Raw genomic sequence first — 17,814 nt, 5'->3', positions numbered from 1 at the left:
ATGGCCGGAAAAAAGCCCGCCGTTCACGCGGCAGGCGGGGAGGAAGACGCGGTGTTGGGAAAAACCCTCACCTGCGAATGATAAAAATTCTCAAATTTATTTCGAGCGATGTTCGATGCGCAGGCGGCCGTCGCCGAGCAGCGTGGTTTTTACCGGGAGCAACGCGGGCAGGGCGGTGAGCAGTGCATCGGGATCGTGCACATCGAGATTGCCCGACACCTTGTAGCGGCCCAGGCTCGGATCGGCGAGCAGCACCGGTTGCTGGCGGTACAGGCTCAGTTCGTCGATCAGGCTCGCCAGCTCACGGTTGCGAAAGCTCACGTGGCCATCGCGCCAGTCGGCCACCGGCTGTTCTCCGAGCTCCTGGCGCACCAGCGTGCCGCGCGCCGGGTCGTAGGTGACGCGTTGTCCGGCACCGAGCAGCAGCGCAGGCTGATGTTCGCCCGAGGTCTCGAAGACGACCTGGCCGTGGGCCACGCTCAGGGCCAGCTCGCGGTCTCCACGGCGCAGGTCGAAGCCGGTGCCGACCACGCGCACGCGGGCACTGCCGGCATCGACGAACAGCGGGCGCTCCTTGTCGGGTGCCACCTCGATGTACAGCTGACCGTGTTCGAGGCTGATCAATCGTTGTTCGGCGGTGAAGTCCAGGCGCAGGCGGGTCTGGGCGTTGACGAACAACTGGCTGCCATCGGGCAGGCGCAGGGTGCGCATGCTGTTGCTGGCCGCCAGGTTCTGATGCATCGGTGCAGTGGTGCTGCCCAGGTTGCTGGCCAGCACCGCGCACAGCAGCGCCGCAGCCACTGCCAGAGCCGGACGCCAGCGCGGCGGCTGGCGTATCGGCAGGGCGACAGGCTGGCTGGCCTGCTTGAGCGCCGCCAGGTCGTCCCACAGCTGTTCGAACTGCCGATAGGCGCGCGCATGCTCCGGGTGCTGGATCCACAGGGCGAAAGCCTTGCGCTCCTCACGCGACGGCGTATTGCGGTTGCGCGTGAACCAACTGGCCGCCTGGGCGTCGATCGGGTGCTGGTCGATGTCGTCGATAAGGCTCATTGCGGCTGCTCCCTGCCATTGTCACTGTCCAGCCGTTGCTTGCATTGCAGCAGGGCGGCGGCGATGTGCTTCTCGACCATGCTTACGGAAATATCCATGCGTTCAGCGATCTGTGCCTGGGTCAGGCCTTCGAAGCGGTGCAGCATAAGGGCTTCTCGTCGCCGCGGCGAGAGTTCGCCGAGCACTTCACGCAATTGATCCAGGCGTTGCGTGTGCTGGGCGTGGTCAAGCGGGTCGTTGTCGGCCGCTGTTTCGTCCTGGGCCTGGTCGTCGAGCACGGCATGGCGCACCTTCTGCCGACGCCAGTGATCGCTCAGCAAGTTGCGCGCCACCTGGAACAGAAAGGCGCGGGGTTGCTCGACCTTGGCCCGGTCGCGGTAGCCCAGCCATTGGGTGAAGACATCCTGAGTCATGTCGGCGGCGTCACTGGCATTGTCCATGCGCTTGCGCAGGAAATGCAGGATCTCGGCATAGAAGCCGCGGCAGGTGTCCTGGGTGGCTGGGTCGGGCTTGAGGCGCTGCATGCACGCTTTCCGGGCTGGCCTGGGAAGGAAAGGGTGCGGATCTTATCGAGAATTATTTACATTTACCAGATCGCCGCGGATGAATTGTCAGTGACGTCGCGCTTGCGCCAACGGCACCGGCAGTGCCAGTTCCGCGGCGCCGAGCGGGTGGCTGGTGGCGTCGAAGAAGTGCAGGGAAACGCCAGCAAGATCTGCGAAGCGCTTGGAAAAGTGCTGCTTCTGGTTGATGATCGAGGCTTCGTTCAGAGGCCGGATGGCGATGCTCAAGTGCTTGGGGCGGGCTTGGTGAATGGCTTGCAGCAGGTGGTCGTCGCTGCTGTCCAGGTGGTGGCCGAACAGGCACAGACCGTCGTGTTCGGTGGCCAACTGCGCGAGGCTCCAGGACAGATAGTCCGAGTTGCGGATCGCCCGCAGCTTCTGCTCGCTGCGGTCTTCGTTGACGAAGAGCGGCACCTCGCCAGGGATGTTCACGGCGAAGCCGTCGAGCAGTTCGCTACCGACAGCGCTGCGCTGTCGCGTGCTGCCGTCGGGCAGCTTGAGCAGGTGCATGCCACCGTGCAGGTGCAGGACCCGGGTGCCGGTGCTGGCGGTGCGGCGTACATCGAAGAAGCCTTCGTCATCGAACAGCTGCGCGAAACCTTGTGGCGCATGTTCGATGGCCCAGGGCAGGATCAGGTCGTAGTTGCTGGTGTAGACGCTGCGGTACTGGCGCAGTGCGGCGTTGATCGACGCCAGAGTGGCGCTCGACAACAGCGTGTGCGGCGGATGCACCGTCCGGGTGGCGTGGATCAACGCTTCCTTGATCGAGTAGTAGCGGTTCAGCGGCGCGGTGGAGTTGATCGCCAGGGCCGCGTTGGCCCGTACCGTGGTGTTCAGGGTGCTCAGCACCGGTTCGAACAGCTCGGTGCCCAAGGCCTTGAACAGCGCCTGGTCGCTGATCGCCAGGCCGCTCTTGCGTCCCGCGCGCTGCGCCTGTTCGAACAGCGAGAAGTAGCCGAACGGCTTCCACAGCACCCGGCTGGCGCCGTTGCCCACCAGCAGGGCGGTGCAGGAGTGGCGGGCGTTGAGATCGGGCCAGTTGGCCAGCTGGGAATCGAGAGAGGGCATCGCGCATCCGTGGTGCAAGGGTGAACGCGGGGACTTTAGCATGTCATCCAAGCTGTGAGAGGCTTGCGTCTCCAAGGAATCAGCTGCGCAGCTTCCCTTCTGAACGCGCAGCCCAAGAGGATCGATGAATGCGTATACCTGCTCTTCCGGCAATGGGCCTGGCCCTGCTCCTTTGCGCGATGAACGCTGGCGCCAGCGATGGCCCCTCCCTGGCCAAGGCCCAGCATGTCCCCCATCCGGCGGTGATCGCCCACCGCGGCGCCTCCTTCGATGCCCCCGAATCGACGCGAGCGGCCTATCTGCTGGCCCGTGAGCTTGGCGCCGACTACCTGGAGCTCGACCTGCAGCGCACCCGCGACAACGTGCTGGTGGTGGTGCATGACGATGTGCTGGCGCGTACCAGCGATGTGGCCGAGCGCTTCCCCGAGCGGGCGAAGAGCCCGGTCAGCGATTTCACCCTCGCCGAGTTGAAGTCGCTCGATGCCGGCAGTTGGTTCAACAAGGCCTACCCGGATCGTGCCCGTGAGTCGTTCGGCAAGCTGCAGATCCTGACGCTGGACGAAGTGATCGATATCGCCGAAGGCAACCCCGAGCGCCATCCGGGGCTGTACATCGAGACCAAGGTGCCCAAGCAGTTTCCGGGCATCGAGAAGCAGCTCAAGGAAAAACTCAAGGCTCGCGGCTGGCTCGACAAGCCGGGCCGGGTGATCCTGCAGACGTTCGATCGCAACAGCCTGGCGCTGCTGCACCAGCAGATGCCACAGGTGCCGAAGATCCTGCTGCTGTGGATCGGCAAGGACAGCATCGAGCCGAAGTCGGGCAAGGATTTTGCCGATTCCGCTGAACAGGACAAGGCCGCGTTCTATGCCCGCCAGGAACCGAAGGATCGTGAGGAATTCCTCCGTTGGCTGGATGCGGCCAAGGCCGGTGGCGCCATCGGTACAGGGCCTTCGGCGGTACGCAGCAATCTGGGCGAGCAGAGCTATGCCGACCTGATCAAGCCATGGATGAACAAGGCCAGCCATGAGCGCGGCTTGCTGGTGCATGTCTACACCCTCGATGAGCGCGTGGACTTCGACAAGGCGATGAAGGCGGGGGTGGATGGCATCTTCACCAACCGGGCCGGGGAACTGCTGCGTTTTTATGGGCGAGCGCAGGTACCGGCCGAGGCGCAGTTGTTGAAGGCGCTGGGTTACTGATCACACGTTTTGCGCTGTGCTGCGCTCCCTGTTACGCCACACCCGATAGGCGCGGATACCGGCGCGGACCGAGCCGAACAGCAGCTTGTCTTCCATCTCCCGCGCCATCCCCGAGCGCACCAGCATGCGCAGGAAGGTGCCGCGGGCGCGGGCGATGGCGAAGTGCACGCCTTGCGCTTGCAGGGTGTCGCGCACTTCGCGCAGGGCGGCGATGCCGCTGACATCGATGCTCGTCACGGCCTCGGCATCGAACAGCACGGCCTTGGGCTCGGGCTCGCGCTGCAGGGCTTCGAGCAGGCGCATCTTGAAGTAGTCGGCGTTGAAGAACAGGATCGCGTCATCGAAGCGATACACCACCAGGCCTGGTACCGTGCGCGCGTCTTGGTGCTGGCGTACGTCGACCTGGCCTTCGATACCCGGTACCCAGCCGAGCACGGCGTCGGTGGGTTGGTAGATGGTGTAGAGCAGACGCAGGATGGCCAGGGTCACGGCAAAGACGATGCCCGGCAGCACGCCCAGGCCAAGCACGCCGATGGTGGTCAGCAGGCATAGCCAGAACTCGAAGCGGCTCAGGCGCCGGATCTTGCCCAGGGACTTCAAGTCGATCAGGCCCCAACCGGCCATCAACAGCACGGCGCCCAGGGCGGCCTGGGGGATCCAGGCCATGGGTGCGGTGAAGAACAGCAGGATCAGCGCGATCACCAGCGCGGCGATGATGCCCACCAACTGGCTCTTGCCACCGACCATATCGTTGACCGCGGTGCGCGAGTCTGCTCCGCTGATGGCGAAGCCCTGGGAGATGCCAGCGGCCAGGTTGCTCACACCCAAGGCGACGAACTCGTGGTTGGCATTGATCGCGTAGCCATGCCGCGCGGCGAAACTGCGCGCGGTGAGCATAGCGCTGCAGAAGCTGACCGTGGCGATACCCAGCGCGTCGCGCAGCAGGCTCTTGGTTTCGGCCAGGTTGCTCTGTGGCCAGGCCAGCTCCGGGATGCCCGCAGGCACTGGGCCGAGGATCGCTACGCCGAATCGGTCGAGACCGAACAGGGCTGCGAGCACGGTGAACACTGCCACAGTCACCAGTGCCGCAGGCAACCTCGGATAGCGCCTGGGCAGCCAGATCAGCAGGGCCAGGCCACCGAGGCCGATGACCAGAGTCAGCCAATGGATCTCACCCAGGCGCTCGAGGAAATTGATCAGACTCAGCACGAAGCCATCGCCCTCGATGCGGAACCCGACCACTTTCGACAGTTGCCCGGCAATCAGGCTCAGGCCGATACCGTTGAGGTAGCCGATCAGGATCGGCCGCGAAAAGAAGCTGGCGATGAACCCGGCGCGGGCCAGGCCTGCCGCGATCAGCATCACCCCGACCAGTACCGTGACGATCACCGACAATTCGGCGATGCGCTGCGGATCGCCCATTGCCAAGGGCGCCACAGCCCCAGCGATCATTGCGCAAGTGGCGGCATCGGGGCCGACCATCAATTGCCGCGAGCTGCCGATCAGGGCGTAGACCATCATCGGCAGTACGCAGGCATACAGGCCGTACTGCGGCGGCAAGCCAACAATCTGCGCGTAGGCGATGGCGATCGGGATCTGGATCGCGGCCACTGACAGGCCCGCCTGCAGGTCGGCGTGGAACCACTCGCGACGGTAGTGCAGGAGGTTGGCCAGGCCGGGCAACCAGCGGGAGAGAAACATGGGCAGTCCCTTGGAAATGTCTCTGGGTAGAGTAGGCGATATGCACCCGAAGCCGTCTCGCTTGCAAGCGAAATCCGGCCGCGCATTCAAGCGGATCGGCAAGGGGGCGGCCATGGGCCAGATCAATGGAAGATGCAGAAACGAAAAAAGAGCCGACGGCTCTTTTTACGGGCGCTGAAACCAGGGGTTTCAGGCGAGGAATCTGGAGCGGGTAGAGGGAATCGAACCCTCAACTAAAGCTTGGGAAGCTTTCGTTTTGCCACTAAACTATACCCGCTTCGCAGCGCGACTTTTTACCAGAACCCAAGCCTCATGAGAAGCCCAGGGTTGTAAAAAAGCCTGTCGACGACCTGAACCGGCGGGTAACGGCCACAGGTCGCCGGGCTGCTCAGATGGCCAGCGCATGCTGCCCCTGCACGTAGGTGTAGCGTTGACGGGGCTCGCGTGCCGGCTTGAGGAAACCAAGCATGGCGTTGCGGGTATCCTCGCAGGCGGTCTTGTGTTCCATGTCGAGGAAGTGGCCGGCATCGCGAATCACGCTGAACTGGCTCTTGCCCACATGGCGGCTGAACTGCCGGGCATCTTCGACGGTGGTGTACTCGTCACGTTCGCCGTTGATGAACAGCACCGGAATATCGATGTTGCGCGCGCCCTTCAATGCCCGCTCCAGATCATGATCCAGCACCTGGTTGATGTGAAAGTGCATCTGTGCGTACTCGTGGCTGTCCAGGCTGCTCACGTGGCGGTAGTTGAAGCGCTTGAACAGCGACGGCAGGTGCTTGCCGATGGTGTCGTTGACCAGGTTGCCGACCTGATAGCGATCGCAGGCCGACAGGTACTGGCAGCCGCGCTCCAGGTAGTCGCGCATCGGATCGTTGATCACCGGCGAGAACGAACTGACGATCGCCTTCTTCACCAGGCGTGGCTGGTGCGCCAGTGCCAGCAGGGTGCACGCGCCGCCCCAGGAGAACGACATCACGTGATCGGCACGGAAGTGCTCGATCAGCTCCAGCAGGATATGCGCTTCGGTCTCTTTCGTGAGCAGACGTTCCTGGCGGTTGTGTGGCTTGGACTTGCCGGCATAGGGCTGGTCGTACAGCACCACGTTGAATTGCGGATACAGATTGCGCACCGTCTGGGCAAAAGATGCCGTGGTGGCCAGCGAGCCGTTGATCAGGACGATCGTCTTCTCTGCCGTTTCCGCGCGATAGAACTCCGTGTAAACCCGGTACTGACCTTGGATATCAAGTACAGCGATTTCTGGCCTCATGTCATCGACTCCTGGCGCAAAAAGGGCACTCGCGTCATCTAGTGGCCTGCTCAGTCGTATCGATCGCTCGAGAAGGCTGCGCAGAACCCTAGGGTGCACGTTCCATATGACAGGTAGGCATTCGCCTTGAAGTGAAACCGGGGGCCCAGTGCCGATCCCGGTTGCGCGGGTCGACGGGTATTGTTGTAGGCGGGCGATCTGCCGTGCCCCAAGGCATCGAGACCTTGGGTGGCCAGCAAAAGGCGTCTTGGACTCCATGAGTGACCGATGGGTCACATGAAGACTGACGAATTGGATTCAAGCAGCCGTGCGCGGATCGTGCAAGTGCCGCCTGGGGGATCTTTTGCGCAAAACCGCCGGATGGTCGTTCTGGCGGCGCCCATGGGCGTGGGCTGGGGTGGCATCGCGGGCGTTTGCCCGCGATGCACGTTCAGGCAGTGACGTTGGGCGAATCAGAGTGCGCCGAACACTTTCTTGGCCAGGCTGGTCGCGGCCTGTGCCGGGTTCTGGCGGATACTCTGTTCTTGCTTGGCAATCATTTCGAACAGCCCATCCAGGGCCTTTTCGGTCACATAGTTCTCGATATTGGCGTCGTCCTTGATCAGGCCCAGCCCCTTGGCCTGGCCGGCGAAGCTGTTGTACTGCTGGGCCAGACCGACCTTGTCGGTAGCCTGCTTGACGATCGGCAGGAACTTGGCGCGAATCTGCTCGCGGCTGCTCTTGTTCAGGTACTGGGTGGCCGAATCCTCACCACCGCTGAGGATGCCCTTGGCATCGGTGACGGTCATCTTTTTCACCGCATCCACGAGAATCGCCTGGGCTTGTGGCACGGCAGCCTCGGCAGCCTTGTTCATGCTATTTTCCAGGGCATCGACCTGATCGCCCTTGCCAAACATCTTCATCGCTTTGGCGGCCTTGCCCAGGTTTCCGGGCAGTTCGATGCGCACGTCAGGGTTGTTGTTGAAGCCACCAGGGGTGCTCAACTGCTTGACGGCAATCTGCGCGCCCTGAGTCAGGGCGTCCTTGAGGCCGCCGGAGGCGTCGCTCTGGGACAGGTCGCCAAGCGACAGGGCCAGGGCGCTGGCCGACAGCAGCAAGCCGGCGCACAGGGTAGTGAAGCGCAAGGAGGAGCGAATCATGGAGACTTCCTTATGGGCAGAAATGAAGCGGAATCAGCGCACCTGATCGACTTTGATCCGCACAGGTTGCGGGTCGCTGCCGTCGAGTCGGACGCCGTGGTGTTCGGTGTTGATGAACAGCAACTTGCCATCGAGCTCGATACGCGCGCTGACGGCGTAGCGATGACCCGGTTGGACCTTGGCTGGGTCGTAGCTGAGCTGGAACGGCAGTGGCACGTTGCCTTTTACCGGGCCTGACTGGCTGGCCAGGGTGACGGCCGGGGCGTCCATCAGCGAGACATCCTGCAGGCTCACGCTGAGCGTGGCGGCAGGCGGCAGGGCAATGCGCTGCAGGTAGAAGACTTCGCCTTCCAGGCTGGCCTGGTGGGACGGGGTATGGCTGGAGCAGGCTGTGAGCAGGGTGGCGCAGCACAGCGTGAGAAGTTTTTTCATGGAATCTCCGCAGTCCTTGGCGTGGGCTTGTGGCCGACCACTGGGACTTTAGCGCAATGGCGGGTGGGGAAGGAAATCTGTCCGGTGCTCAGCGCCATGCCCGGAGCATTTGCCGCGCTGGCCTTTTCGCTGGCAAGCCCGCTCCCACAAAATCTTGCAGGGGTGGGCTTGCCTGCGAAAAGGCCAACCCTGGATCAGGCGATAGCCTGTTCTCCGGTGTCGTCCCTATGCAGCGCCACCTGCCGGATCGACAAGCGCAGCTCCGCCGACAGCACCCGCTTGGCGACGCCTTCGGCCAGCTCGGCGAGTTTGTCGTGGTAGCCGAGCTTGCCATTGCCATCCGGCAGCAGCACGCCTTCACGCACCAGGGTCTGGATGAAGTGGCGGAACAGGGTCTTGTCGAAGAACTCCGGGGCATTGAGCCCATGCAGGATCGACAGGCGCTGGGCCATCATCACGCACAGGTCTTCCAGTTCTTCGGCGTTCAGGCTGTGCTGGCCACTGTTGAGCAGCAGCGAAGTGGCCATGTAGAAACGCTGTAGCGTCTGGGTGATGGCGCGGGCCAACAGGGTGAGCAGCACGAACTGGCGCGAGCTGGGCGCCGGACGCAGGTACACGCCGTTCTCGAAGCGCAGCAGGCCTTGCTCGACCAGTGCGCTCAGCCATTGGTCGATGGCCTCATCGAGTTGCTCCGGTGTCCAGCGCAGGAACAGTTCGGCCTGCAGGTACGGGTACAGCGCCTGGACATATTGCCCCACCAGTTCGCGACTCATCCGCGAGCTGCTGAGGAAGAAACTGGCGAGCAGCGCCGGCAGGGCGAAGATGTGCAGGACGTTGTTGCGGTAATAGGTCATCAGCACCGCATTGGCTTCGTCCAGGTAGAGGATACGCCCCAGGGCGTCCTTCTGTTCGGCCAGCAACTCCATGCCCCTGACATGTTCGATCAGCGCCTTGCCGTCGCCTTCGGGCAGGGTCACGTGGCTTGAGTAGGGCACCTGGCGCAGCAGGGCCAGGTAGAGGTCGAGCACGCGGATCAGGGCGCGCTCGTCGAGCGCCAGGCGGCTGGTCGAGAGCAGCGCGAGGGCTACCAGGTTGACCGGGTTGATGGCTGCCGCACCGTTCAGGTGTTGGGCAACCGTCTGGCCCAGGCGTGTGGTGGTGTCGTTGAGCCAGGCCGGGCGGAACTGCGGGGCAAGGTCTTGCTCGCGCCAGCCAGGTTGCTGCTGGTCCAGGAACGCGCCCAGGCGGATCGGTTCGCCAAAGTTGACATAGACCTGGCCGAAGCGTTGCTTGAGGGCGCCGATGACCTTGAAGATGTCGAAAATCGACTCTTTCTTCTTGCTCGCACCGCGCAGCTCTCCCAGGTAGGTACGGCCTTCGAGTACGCGTTCATAGCCGATATAGACCGGCACGAAGACGATCGGCGTGCGCGAGGAACGCAGGAAGCTGCGCAGGGTGATCGCCAGCATGCCCGGGCGTGGCTGCAGCATGCGCCCGGTGCGCGAGCGTCCGCCCTCGACGAAGTACTCCACCGGGAAGCCTTTGGTGAACAAGGTGTGCAGGTACTCGTTGAACACTGCGGTGTACAGCGGGTTACCCTTGAACGTCCGGCGCATGAAGAACGCACCACCGCGGCGCAACAGGCCGCCGATCACCGGCATGTTGAGGTTGATGCCGGCGGCGATGTGCGGCGGCGTCAGGCCATTGCGGAACAACAGGTACGACAGCAGCAGGTAGTCGATGTGGCTGCGATGACACGGCACGTAGATCACTTCGTGGCCCGGTGCGATGCCTTGCACCTGTTCGATGTGGTTGACCTTGATGCCGTCGTAGATCTTGTTCCAGAACCAGCTCAGCACCACTTCCAGGAAGCGGATCGCGGTGTAGGTGTAGTCCGAGGCGATCTCGTTGCCGTAGTGCAGCGCCTTGGCCTCGGCCTTGGCGTAGGGGATCTTCTCGCGCTCGGCTTCATCGCTGATTGCCTGGCGTACCAGCGGGTCATGGACCAGGCCCTTGACCAGGTTGCGTCGGTGCGAGATGTCCGGCCCGATCACTGCGGTCTTGAGGTTGCGAAAATGCACGCGCAGCAGGCGCTGGGCCATGCGCACGGTACGCTCCTGGCCCTTGTTGTGCTGCACCAGTTCACGCAGGTGGATCGGCGCGGAGAACTGCACGCGGGTCTTGCGGCCGAGGATCAACACACTTAGCAGCCGGCGCAGACGGCCGGTGACTGCCCAGCTGTCGGCGAACAACAGTTTCCACGGGCTGGATTCGCTGGCCGGGGTCTGCCCCCAGAACACGCTGACCGGAATGATTTGCGCATCCTCTTCGGCATGTTCGCCAATGGCCGCGATCAGGCGCTCCAGGGTGGGGGGCGCGCCGCGTTTGTCCTGGCGGCCTAGCCAGTCCGGGTCTGGGGTGAGGTAGAAGAACGCCGCAGGTTCGTGCAGCGGCCCAACGGCAACGGGCAACACGGGGCGTGGCAGCCCCGCCTTGGTGCATTCGCGGTCGACCACCGCCAGGTCAGTGAGCGACGGCGAGGGCAAGGCATAGAACACCGGGCGGCTGCGGTCGAGCTGGAGCGTCAGCGAAGACTGATTGATGGTTTCGGATCGCACCCACAGATAGAGCACGCGACGCAGGGCGCCGAAGATCAGGCGGCGCAGGGGGGAACGGGTCATGGGGTGTCTGCCCTGGAAAATGTAACAGGTGATATACCAGCAAGTTAGGCTGCTGTATCTGCATAAGTTCAGCAAAAATCGGCCATCCACGGGCCAGTCATCAAATTTTTTTGTTCTCTGTCATATACTCGGTCCGCACCTTGCAGGAAATTTCCTCAAGCAGTGTCGGCACAGGGAGGAGACCCTGTGCCTGCAAGGCGATCTTCAAAATAAAAATCCGGAGTGTTTCAGATGTCGTCTCGTGAGACTGGGAATGTGAAGTGGTTCAACGATGCCAAGGGTTTTGGCTTCATTCAGCGCGAAGGGGGAGCGGATGTGTTCGTCCACTATCGTGCGATCCGCGGTGAGGGGCATCGTACCCTGGTCGAGGGACAGCAGGTCGAATACTCCCTGGTGCAGGGCCAGAAAGGCCTGCAGGCAGAGGACGTGGTCGGTCTCTGACACCTAGTCGGCACGCTTCAAGCTGCAGGTTGTCCGTGGAACTTGCAGCCTGATGCGAGCTTTTTCAGCTGGTGCGCCAGGTGATTTCCTCTTCACCGTCGGCGCTGATGCGGATCCAGCGATCGGCATCCTCTTCACCATCCTCCTCGACCCAACTGCCCGGCGCGCAGCGCACTTCGACATTGAGCGCAGCGAAGGCGGCGCGGGCGCAAGCGACGTCATCGGCCCACGGCGTCTGATCGCTTTCCAGGTACAGGCTGTTCCATTTCCCTACAGCCTTGGGTAACCAGGTGACCGGAATGTTACCGGCTGTGCACTTGAAGGTCTGGCCTTTCTGTTTCCATTCGCTGCATGGGCCCAGGGCCTGGGTCAGCCAGTCGGCGATCTGCTTGTGATCGACGTCGGCGTCCTTGAGGTAGATCTCGATATCGGGTTGGCGCATTTCAGGGCTCCGGGTGTGCTCAGTCTTGGCGCACGAAATAGTCATAACGCATGGAAACCGTGACGTCGAACGGCTCAGGCTGCTCGATCACGCTGGCACGTTTCTCGGCGCTGGCGCGCCAGCCGTGCGGGGTCATCGCCAGCAGGTCCGCGCGGGCCTTGCCTTCGCGCAGTGTCAGGGTGAACTCGAGCACCTCTTCATGGGCGTGCTGCATGCCGTCCGGGACCAAGGCCAGGTGCTTGTCGTCAGCGTAGGGGCGCACTTCATCGTAGAGCATCTGGCGCAGCTCCATCAGGTGGCCGCTGGTCGGTCCGACCCGCATCAGGCCGCCACCTGGGGCGAGCAGGCGCTTGGCTTCGGCCCAGTCCAGCGGGCTGAAGACACTGGCGATGAAGTTGCAACTGGCGTCCGCCATCGGCACTCGAGCCATGCTGGCGACCATCCAGGTCAACTGCGGCGCGCGGCGGCAGGCCCGCTTGACTGCCTCGCGGGAGATGTCCAGCGCATAGCCGTCTGCCGTTGGCAGCGCCTGGGCGATCTGCGCGGTGTAATAGCCCTCGCCGCAGCCGATGTCGAGCCACGTTGCAGGCTGGCGCTCGGCGGCCAGTTGCGCCAGGCGCGCGGCTACCGGAGCGTAGTGACCGGCGTCGAGGAAGTCGCGGCGGGCCTCGACCATCGCTTGATTGTCGCCCGGGTCGCGGCTGTTCTTGTGCTGTACTGGCAGCAGGTTCAGGTAGCCTTGGCGGGCGCGGTCGAAGCGGTGGCCGGCAGGGCAGGCCACGCCGTTGTCGAGCTGCGCCAGGGGCGCCTGGCAGAGGGGGCAGGCAAGCATCAGGCGAGCAACCGCACCAGGGTTTGGTAGTAGATTTCGGTCAGCAGGTCCAGGTCGCTGGCCAGGATACGCTCGTCCACCTGGTGGATGGTGGCGTTGACCGGACCCAGTTCGACCACCTGGGTGCCCATGGTGGCGATGAAGCGGCCATCGGAGGTGCCGCCGCTGGTGGACGGCTGGGTGTCGCGACCGGTGACGGCCTTGATGCTCGATGACACCGCACCGAGCAGCTCACCCGGTTCGGTGAGGAACGGCAGGCCCGACAGCGCCCAGTCGATCGACCAGTCCAGCTGGTGCTTGTCGAGAATCGTTGCGACCCGCTGCTGCAGGCCTTCGACGGTCGACTCGGTGGAGAAGCGGAAGTTGAACAGCGCGATCAGGTCGCCCGGGACCACGTTGGTGGCGCCGGTGCCGGAGTTGAGGTTGGAAATCTGGAAGCTGGTCGGCGGGAAGAAGGCATTGCCCTCGTCCCAGTGTTCGGCGGCAAGTTCTGCCAGGGCCGGTGCGGCCAGGTGAATTGGGTTGCGGGCCAGGTGCGGGTAGGCCACGTGGCCCTGCTTGCCGCGCACGGTCAGCTTGGCGCCGAGCGAGCCGCGACGGCCGTTCTTGACCACGTCCCCGAGCAGCGTGGTGCTCGACGGCTCGCCGACGATGCACCAGTCCAGGCGCTCGTTGCGGGCCTTGAGCAACTCGACCACGGCCTTGGTGCCGTGATGCGCCGGGCCTTCCTCGTCGCTGGTGATGAGGAAGGCCACCTTACCGCGGTGATTGGGGTAATCGTTCACGAAGCGCTCACTGGCGATCACCATCGAGGCCAGGCTGCCTTTCATGTCGGCAGCACCGCGGCCGCAGAGCATGCCGTCGGCGTCGATCAGGGCGTCGAAAGGCTCATGCTGCCATTGCTGCACGGGGCCGGTGGGCACAACGTCGGTGTGACCGGCGAAGCACAACACCGGGCCGTCCTGGTTGCCATGGGTGGCCCAGAAGTTGTCGACGTCCTCGAAGCGCATCGGCTCGAGCTGGAAGCCGACGGCACCCAGGCGGTTCATCATCTGGGTCTGGCAGTCGGCATCGACCGGCGTCACCGAGGGGCGACGGATCAGGTCGCAGGCCAGTTGAAGGGTGGGCGAGAGCTCGGCTGGGGCCGTCATGGGGGACTCCGGGGCAAGGCAAGGCGGGAAATCTTGGGGGCGTTATCTTATATCAAATGATTTCAGGCTTCACGGCTCATTCGCCGGCAAGTCGCAGCGGTGGTTCGCCCCTGCCAGCCCATGCACGGTCCACCGCACCGGTACGGTACCTGCAGGAGCGGGCTTGCCCGCGAATGGGCTGCGAAGCAGCGCCAGTTACATCAGGCCTGCTGCGGTTCGGCGGCCTTTTCTCCTGGCTTGGGCAGCGACGACAGCAACGCCATCACCAAAGCCGCCAGGTACGGCAGCGACTGCACAAGCAGCATCGCTACCCAGAAGCGCATGTCGGAACTGGGTAGCCCTTGCACCAGGTAGATCCCGGCCGCGGCGCTCCACAGCAGCAACATGATGAACAGTTCTTCGCGCGCCTCGGAGATCGCCACCAGCACGCCATGGCTGTCGGCGTTCTTGGGGGTGCGGAAGAACGGCATGCTGCTGGTGAAGAAGCCGTACAGCACTGCCTTGGCGATGGTGTGCGACAACGCCAGGCCGGCCAGGGCGGCGGCGAAGGCGTCCTTCATGTTGACCCCCACCGCACGGCGGTAGAGGAAGACGATCTTGCCGACCTTGAAGAAGAACAGCGCCAGCGGCGGGATGGCAAAGATCATCAGCGGTGGATCGACGCGATGCGGCACGATGATCATCGCCGCCGACCACAACAGTGCGCCGACGGTGAAGAAAATGTTCATGCCATCGGCGATCCATGGCAGCCAGCCGGCCAGGAAGTGGTAGCGCTGGCCACGGGTCAGCTCGCTGTTCCTGCCGCGCAGCAGGGCGCCGGCGTGGTGCTTGATGATCTGAATGGCGCCGTAGGCCCAGCGGAAGCGCTGTTTCTTGAAGTCGATGAAGGTGTCGGGCATCAGGCCCTTGCCATAGCTGTTGTGGGCGTAGGCAGCCGACAGCCCCTTCTCGAACACTCGCAGGCCCAGCTCGGCATCCTCGCAGATGCACCATTCGGCCCAGCCCAGCTCTTCGAGCACGCTGCGCCGGGTCATGGTCATGGTGCCGTGCTGGATGATCGCGTCACGGTCGTTGCGGGTGACCATGCCGATGTGGAAGAAGCCCTTGTATTCGCTGTAGCACAGTTTCTTGAAGGCGCTCTCGTGCTGGTCGCGGTAGTCCTGCGGCGACTGCACCACGGCGATCTTCGGGTCGGCGAAGTGCGGCACCATGTGCTTGAGCCAGTTGCGGTCGACGCAGTAGTCCGAGTCGATCACCGCGATCACCTCGGCGTCCTTGGCGGTGTGCGGGATCAGGTAGTTCAGCGCGCCGCCCTTGAAGCCGGCCAGCGGTGCCACGTGGAAGAAGCGGAAGCGCTCGCCGAGTTTCTCGCAGTGGGCCTTGAGCGGCTCCCACACGGCCGGGTCCTTGGTGTTGTTGTCGATCACCAGCACTTCATAGTCTGGATAGTCCAGGGCGGCGAGGGCGTCGAGGGTCTGTTTCACCATCTCCGGTGGCTCGTTGTAGCACGGCACGTGCACCGAGACCTTGGGCCGGTACGCAGCGTCGCCCTGCACCGGCAGGAACTCGCGTCGTCGCTTGTGAATCCATACGGCCTCGGCCAGCTCGTGGGCCTCGGTGAGCAAGACGATGAACACGCCGATGGCGCCGAGGGCCAGAAGCAAGCCTACGGTCAGGCTGAACCAGGTGCTGTACTGCTGGCTGTAGTCGTAGGCGATCCACACCAGCACCGACCCGCAGAGGAAGGTGATGAAGGTCAGGAAGGTGCGTCCGCGTTGGCGCAGGGCCGAGCCGTCGATCAGCAGCACGGTCAGGGCGATCATCGCCAGCACCACCGAAGCCACGGCCAGGGCTCGCCATTGTGGAATGGCAACCACCGGCCCTTCGAAGTTGAATTTCTGCTGGCGTTCGGCGTTGAACACGCCCCAGTAGGCGCCCACCGAGCCTTCGTCGCTGGCTTTCCAGGGTTGGTCGTAGGCTTCGATCACGAAGTAGTTGAAGCCGCGGCGGTTCAAGGTGTTGACCAGGGTGCGCAGGTAGATCGCCTGGTCGGCCTGTGTCGCATCGGCGCCGCCGCGCATGCGGCCATTGCTCGGCCAGCCCACTTCCGAGAGCAGCAAGGGTTTGCGCGGGAACTGGCGCTTGAGGTCGCGGGCGCGGTCGAGCACGAACTGGATCGAGTCGCCCACCGGTACGAACTCCCAGTAAGGCAGGATGTGCGCGGCGATGAGGTCGACGTGCTTGGCCAGTTCCGGATGCTCTTTCCAGATGTGCCATTGCTCACTGGTGGTAACGGGGACTTTGACTGCGGCGCGCACTCGGTCCAGGTACTTGATCAGCGCCTCTGGCGTGATTTCTTCGCGGAACAGTGCTTCGTTGCCCACCACCACTCGCACCACGCTGCGCGAGCTGTTGGCCAGGCCGATGGCTTTTTCGATCTCGCGCTCGTTGCGCTCCAGGTCCGTACTGATCCAGATGCCCAGGGTCACACGCAGACCCAGCTCCTCGGCCAGGTGCGGAATTTCCGCCTGGGTGCCTTCGACGGTGTAGATACGGATGCTGTCGGTGAGCTTGCTGAGTTGCTCCAGATCCTGGCGCATCTCGTCTTCGCTGGGGTACTGGCCCTTTTGCGGGCTTTCACCGAGACGGAAGGGTGAGTAGGAGAAGCCGGAGATCTGTTCTGGCCAGGCAGGGGCCGACACCGGGCGGTTGATCAGCGCCCAGAAGCCGGTGAACAGCGCGGCAATGGCCAGCACCACTACCAGGTTGAGACCGAATTTGCGTGATGACATAGGTGATTCAGTTTCCGAGGCAGGGAGCGGGAAGCTCGCGTCGTGGATCCCGCTCTGTTGTCGTCCAGATCTGCTTGTTTGATAAGACATTAAAGCAGGATTAGTAGGCTGTTTCCTAATGAACGCGCGCCGCGCGAAGAGCCCCCTCATGTCGACAAGCCCGCACCGGCGTGTCCGCATGGCATATAATGCGCGCCGGTTTTTTCGGGGTATGAACATGAGCACAGAAGATCCACGCTTTGCCGGTGTCGCCCGGCTGTACGGCGATGACGGCCTGCAACGTCTGCGTCAGGCCCACGTGGCGGTCGTCGGCATTGGCGGTGTGGGTTCCTGGGCGGCAGAAGCCCTGGCGCGCAGTGGCGTGGGCGAAATCAGCCTGTTCGATCTGGACGATGTCTGCGTCAGCAACACCAATCGCCAGGCCCATGCACTGGAGGGGCAGGTGGGGCGCTCGAAGGTCGAGGTCATGGCCGAGCGCCTGCGTGCGATCAACCCGGCCTGCACCGTGCATGCGGTCGCTGACTTCGTCACCCGTGACACCATGCTCGAATACATCACCGAGTCGCTGGATTGCGTGATCGACTGCATCGACAGCGTGCAGGCCAAGGCCGCGCTGATCGCCTGGTGCCGCCGACGCAAGATTGCGATTGTCACCACAGGTGGTGCGGGCGGCCAGATCGATCCGACCCAGATCCAGATTGGCGACCTCAACAAGACTTTCAATGACCCACTGGCGTCGCGGGTACGTTCCACCTTGCGCCGGGACTACAACTTCTCGCGCAATGTCAGCCGTAATTACGGGGTGCCCTGTGTGTTCTCCAGCGAGCAACTGCGCTATCCCAAGGGCGATGGCAGTGTTTGCCTGCAGAAGAGCTTCGTGGGGGAAGGCGTGCGCCTGGATTGCTCGGGGGGCTTCGGCGCGGTGATGATGGTCACCGCGACCTTCGGCATGGTGGCCGTGAGCAAGGCGGTGGAGAAGCTGGTGGCGGGGGCGCGGCGGCCCTCGGAGCGGGTCAAGGCGCAATAAGCGCGGGGGCTTCTTCGCGGGTAAAC

General features: G+C 63.5%; 15 protein-coding genes and 1 tRNA gene. 3 read left to right on the top strand and 13 right to left on the bottom strand.

Annotation, left to right across the window (positions count from 1 at the left end; genetic code table 11):
* Positions 1-96: 96 nt before the first annotated feature.
* The 3 genes from APH44_RS21705 to APH44_RS21695 all read right to left on the bottom strand — a co-directional run bounded on the left by APH44_RS21705 (position 97) and on the right by APH44_RS21695 (position 2,681).
* Positions 97-1,050: a FecR domain-containing protein gene (locus APH44_RS21705; RefSeq protein ID WP_054894476.1), complete on the bottom strand. Its 954-nt coding sequence runs from the start codon at positions 1,048-1,050 to the stop codon at positions 97-99.
* The gene (locus APH44_RS21700; RefSeq protein WP_054894475.1) at positions 1,047-1,574 is read right to left on the bottom strand and encodes an RNA polymerase sigma factor; all 528 of its coding nucleotides are present in this window, start codon (positions 1,572-1,574) and stop codon (positions 1,047-1,049) included. Before APH44_RS21700 ends, APH44_RS21705 begins: the two co-directional genes overlap by 4 nt.
* An 87-nt stretch (positions 1,575-1,661) precedes the next feature.
* Positions 1,662-2,681, bottom strand: coding sequence for a DUF4917 family protein (locus APH44_RS21695; protein WP_054894474.1), 1,020 nt, complete (start codon positions 2,679-2,681; stop codon positions 1,662-1,664).
* 128 nt (positions 2,682-2,809) lie between these two features.
* On the opposite strand from APH44_RS21695, the gene APH44_RS21690 reads away from it, so the two are divergent.
* Complete coding sequence (locus APH44_RS21690) at positions 2,810-3,880, top strand: glycerophosphodiester phosphodiesterase family protein (RefSeq protein ID WP_054894473.1); 1,071 nt, start codon at positions 2,810-2,812, stop codon at positions 3,878-3,880.
* Here APH44_RS21690 and APH44_RS21685 read toward each other — a convergent pair whose 3' ends face one another.
* From APH44_RS21685 to plsB, 6 genes are all read right to left on the bottom strand, one after another.
* A complete protein-coding gene (locus APH44_RS21685) occupies positions 3,881-5,581 on the bottom strand; it encodes a SulP family inorganic anion transporter (protein ID WP_054894472.1) in 1,701 nt (566 codons plus the stop codon).
* A 203-nt stretch (positions 5,582-5,784) separates the two neighbouring features.
* Positions 5,785-5,858: transfer RNA gene (locus APH44_RS21680), tRNA-Gly, on the bottom strand.
* Positions 5,859-5,969: 111 nt separating this feature from the next.
* A complete protein-coding gene (locus APH44_RS21675) occupies positions 5,970-6,851 on the bottom strand; it encodes an alpha/beta fold hydrolase (protein ID WP_054894471.1) in 882 nt (293 codons plus the stop codon).
* A 452-nt stretch (positions 6,852-7,303) separates the two neighbouring features.
* Positions 7,304-7,990, bottom strand: coding sequence for a DUF4197 domain-containing protein (locus APH44_RS21670; protein ID WP_054894470.1), 687 nt, complete (start codon positions 7,988-7,990; stop codon positions 7,304-7,306).
* Positions 7,991-8,023: 33 nt separating this feature from the next.
* A complete protein-coding gene (locus APH44_RS21665; protein WP_054894469.1) occupies positions 8,024-8,422 on the bottom strand; it encodes a YbaY family lipoprotein in 399 nt (132 codons plus the stop codon).
* A 194-nt stretch (positions 8,423-8,616) separates the two neighbouring features.
* Positions 8,617-11,103 (bottom strand): glycerol-3-phosphate 1-O-acyltransferase PlsB, encoded by a 2,487-nt coding sequence (gene plsB / locus APH44_RS21660; RefSeq protein WP_054894468.1) that lies wholly within the window; start codon positions 11,101-11,103, stop codon positions 8,617-8,619.
* A 231-nt stretch (positions 11,104-11,334) separates the two neighbouring features.
* Here plsB and APH44_RS21655 point away from each other — a divergent pair, with 231 nt between their 5' ends.
* Positions 11,335-11,544 (top strand): cold-shock protein, encoded by a 210-nt coding sequence (locus tag APH44_RS21655; RefSeq protein WP_029614930.1) that lies wholly within the window; start codon positions 11,335-11,337, stop codon positions 11,542-11,544.
* Positions 11,545-11,608: 64 nt separating this feature from the next.
* Here APH44_RS21655 and APH44_RS21650 read toward each other — a convergent pair whose 3' ends face one another.
* The 4 genes from APH44_RS21650 to APH44_RS21635 all read right to left on the bottom strand — a co-directional run bounded on the left by APH44_RS21650 (position 11,609) and on the right by APH44_RS21635 (position 16,761).
* Positions 11,609-11,986, bottom strand: a complete 378-nt coding sequence (locus APH44_RS21650; protein ID WP_054894467.1) for a hypothetical protein — start codon at positions 11,984-11,986, stop codon at positions 11,609-11,611.
* 19 nt (positions 11,987-12,005) lie between these two features.
* Positions 12,006-12,818: a putative RNA methyltransferase gene (locus APH44_RS21645; RefSeq protein ID WP_054894466.1), complete on the bottom strand. Its 813-nt coding sequence runs from the start codon at positions 12,816-12,818 to the stop codon at positions 12,006-12,008.
* Positions 12,818-13,969 carry a succinyl-diaminopimelate desuccinylase gene (gene dapE / locus APH44_RS21640; RefSeq protein ID WP_054894465.1) on the bottom strand — a complete coding sequence of 384 codons (1,152 nt, stop codon included), beginning with the start codon at positions 13,967-13,969 and terminating at the stop codon, positions 12,818-12,820. The genes APH44_RS21645 and dapE overlap by 1 nt, the downstream gene beginning before the upstream one ends.
* 200 nt (positions 13,970-14,169) lie before the next feature.
* Positions 14,170-16,761, bottom strand: coding sequence for a glycosyltransferase (locus APH44_RS21635; RefSeq protein ID WP_054894464.1), 2,592 nt, complete (start codon positions 16,759-16,761; stop codon positions 14,170-14,172).
* Between the two features lie 217 nt (positions 16,762-16,978).
* On the opposite strand from APH44_RS21635, the gene tcdA reads away from it, so the two are divergent.
* Positions 16,979-17,788, top strand: coding sequence for a tRNA cyclic N6-threonylcarbamoyladenosine(37) synthase TcdA (tcdA, locus tag APH44_RS21630; RefSeq protein WP_065862293.1), 810 nt, complete (start codon positions 16,979-16,981; stop codon positions 17,786-17,788).
* The last annotated feature ends 26 nt before the right edge of the window (positions 17,789-17,814 follow it).

Source organism: Pseudomonas sp. NBRC 111143 (genome assembly GCF_001320965.1).
GTDB classification, from domain to species: Bacteria; Pseudomonadota; Gammaproteobacteria; order Pseudomonadales; family Pseudomonadaceae; genus Aquipseudomonas; species Aquipseudomonas machongensis.
This window is presented reverse-complemented; position numbering and strand designations above follow the sequence as displayed.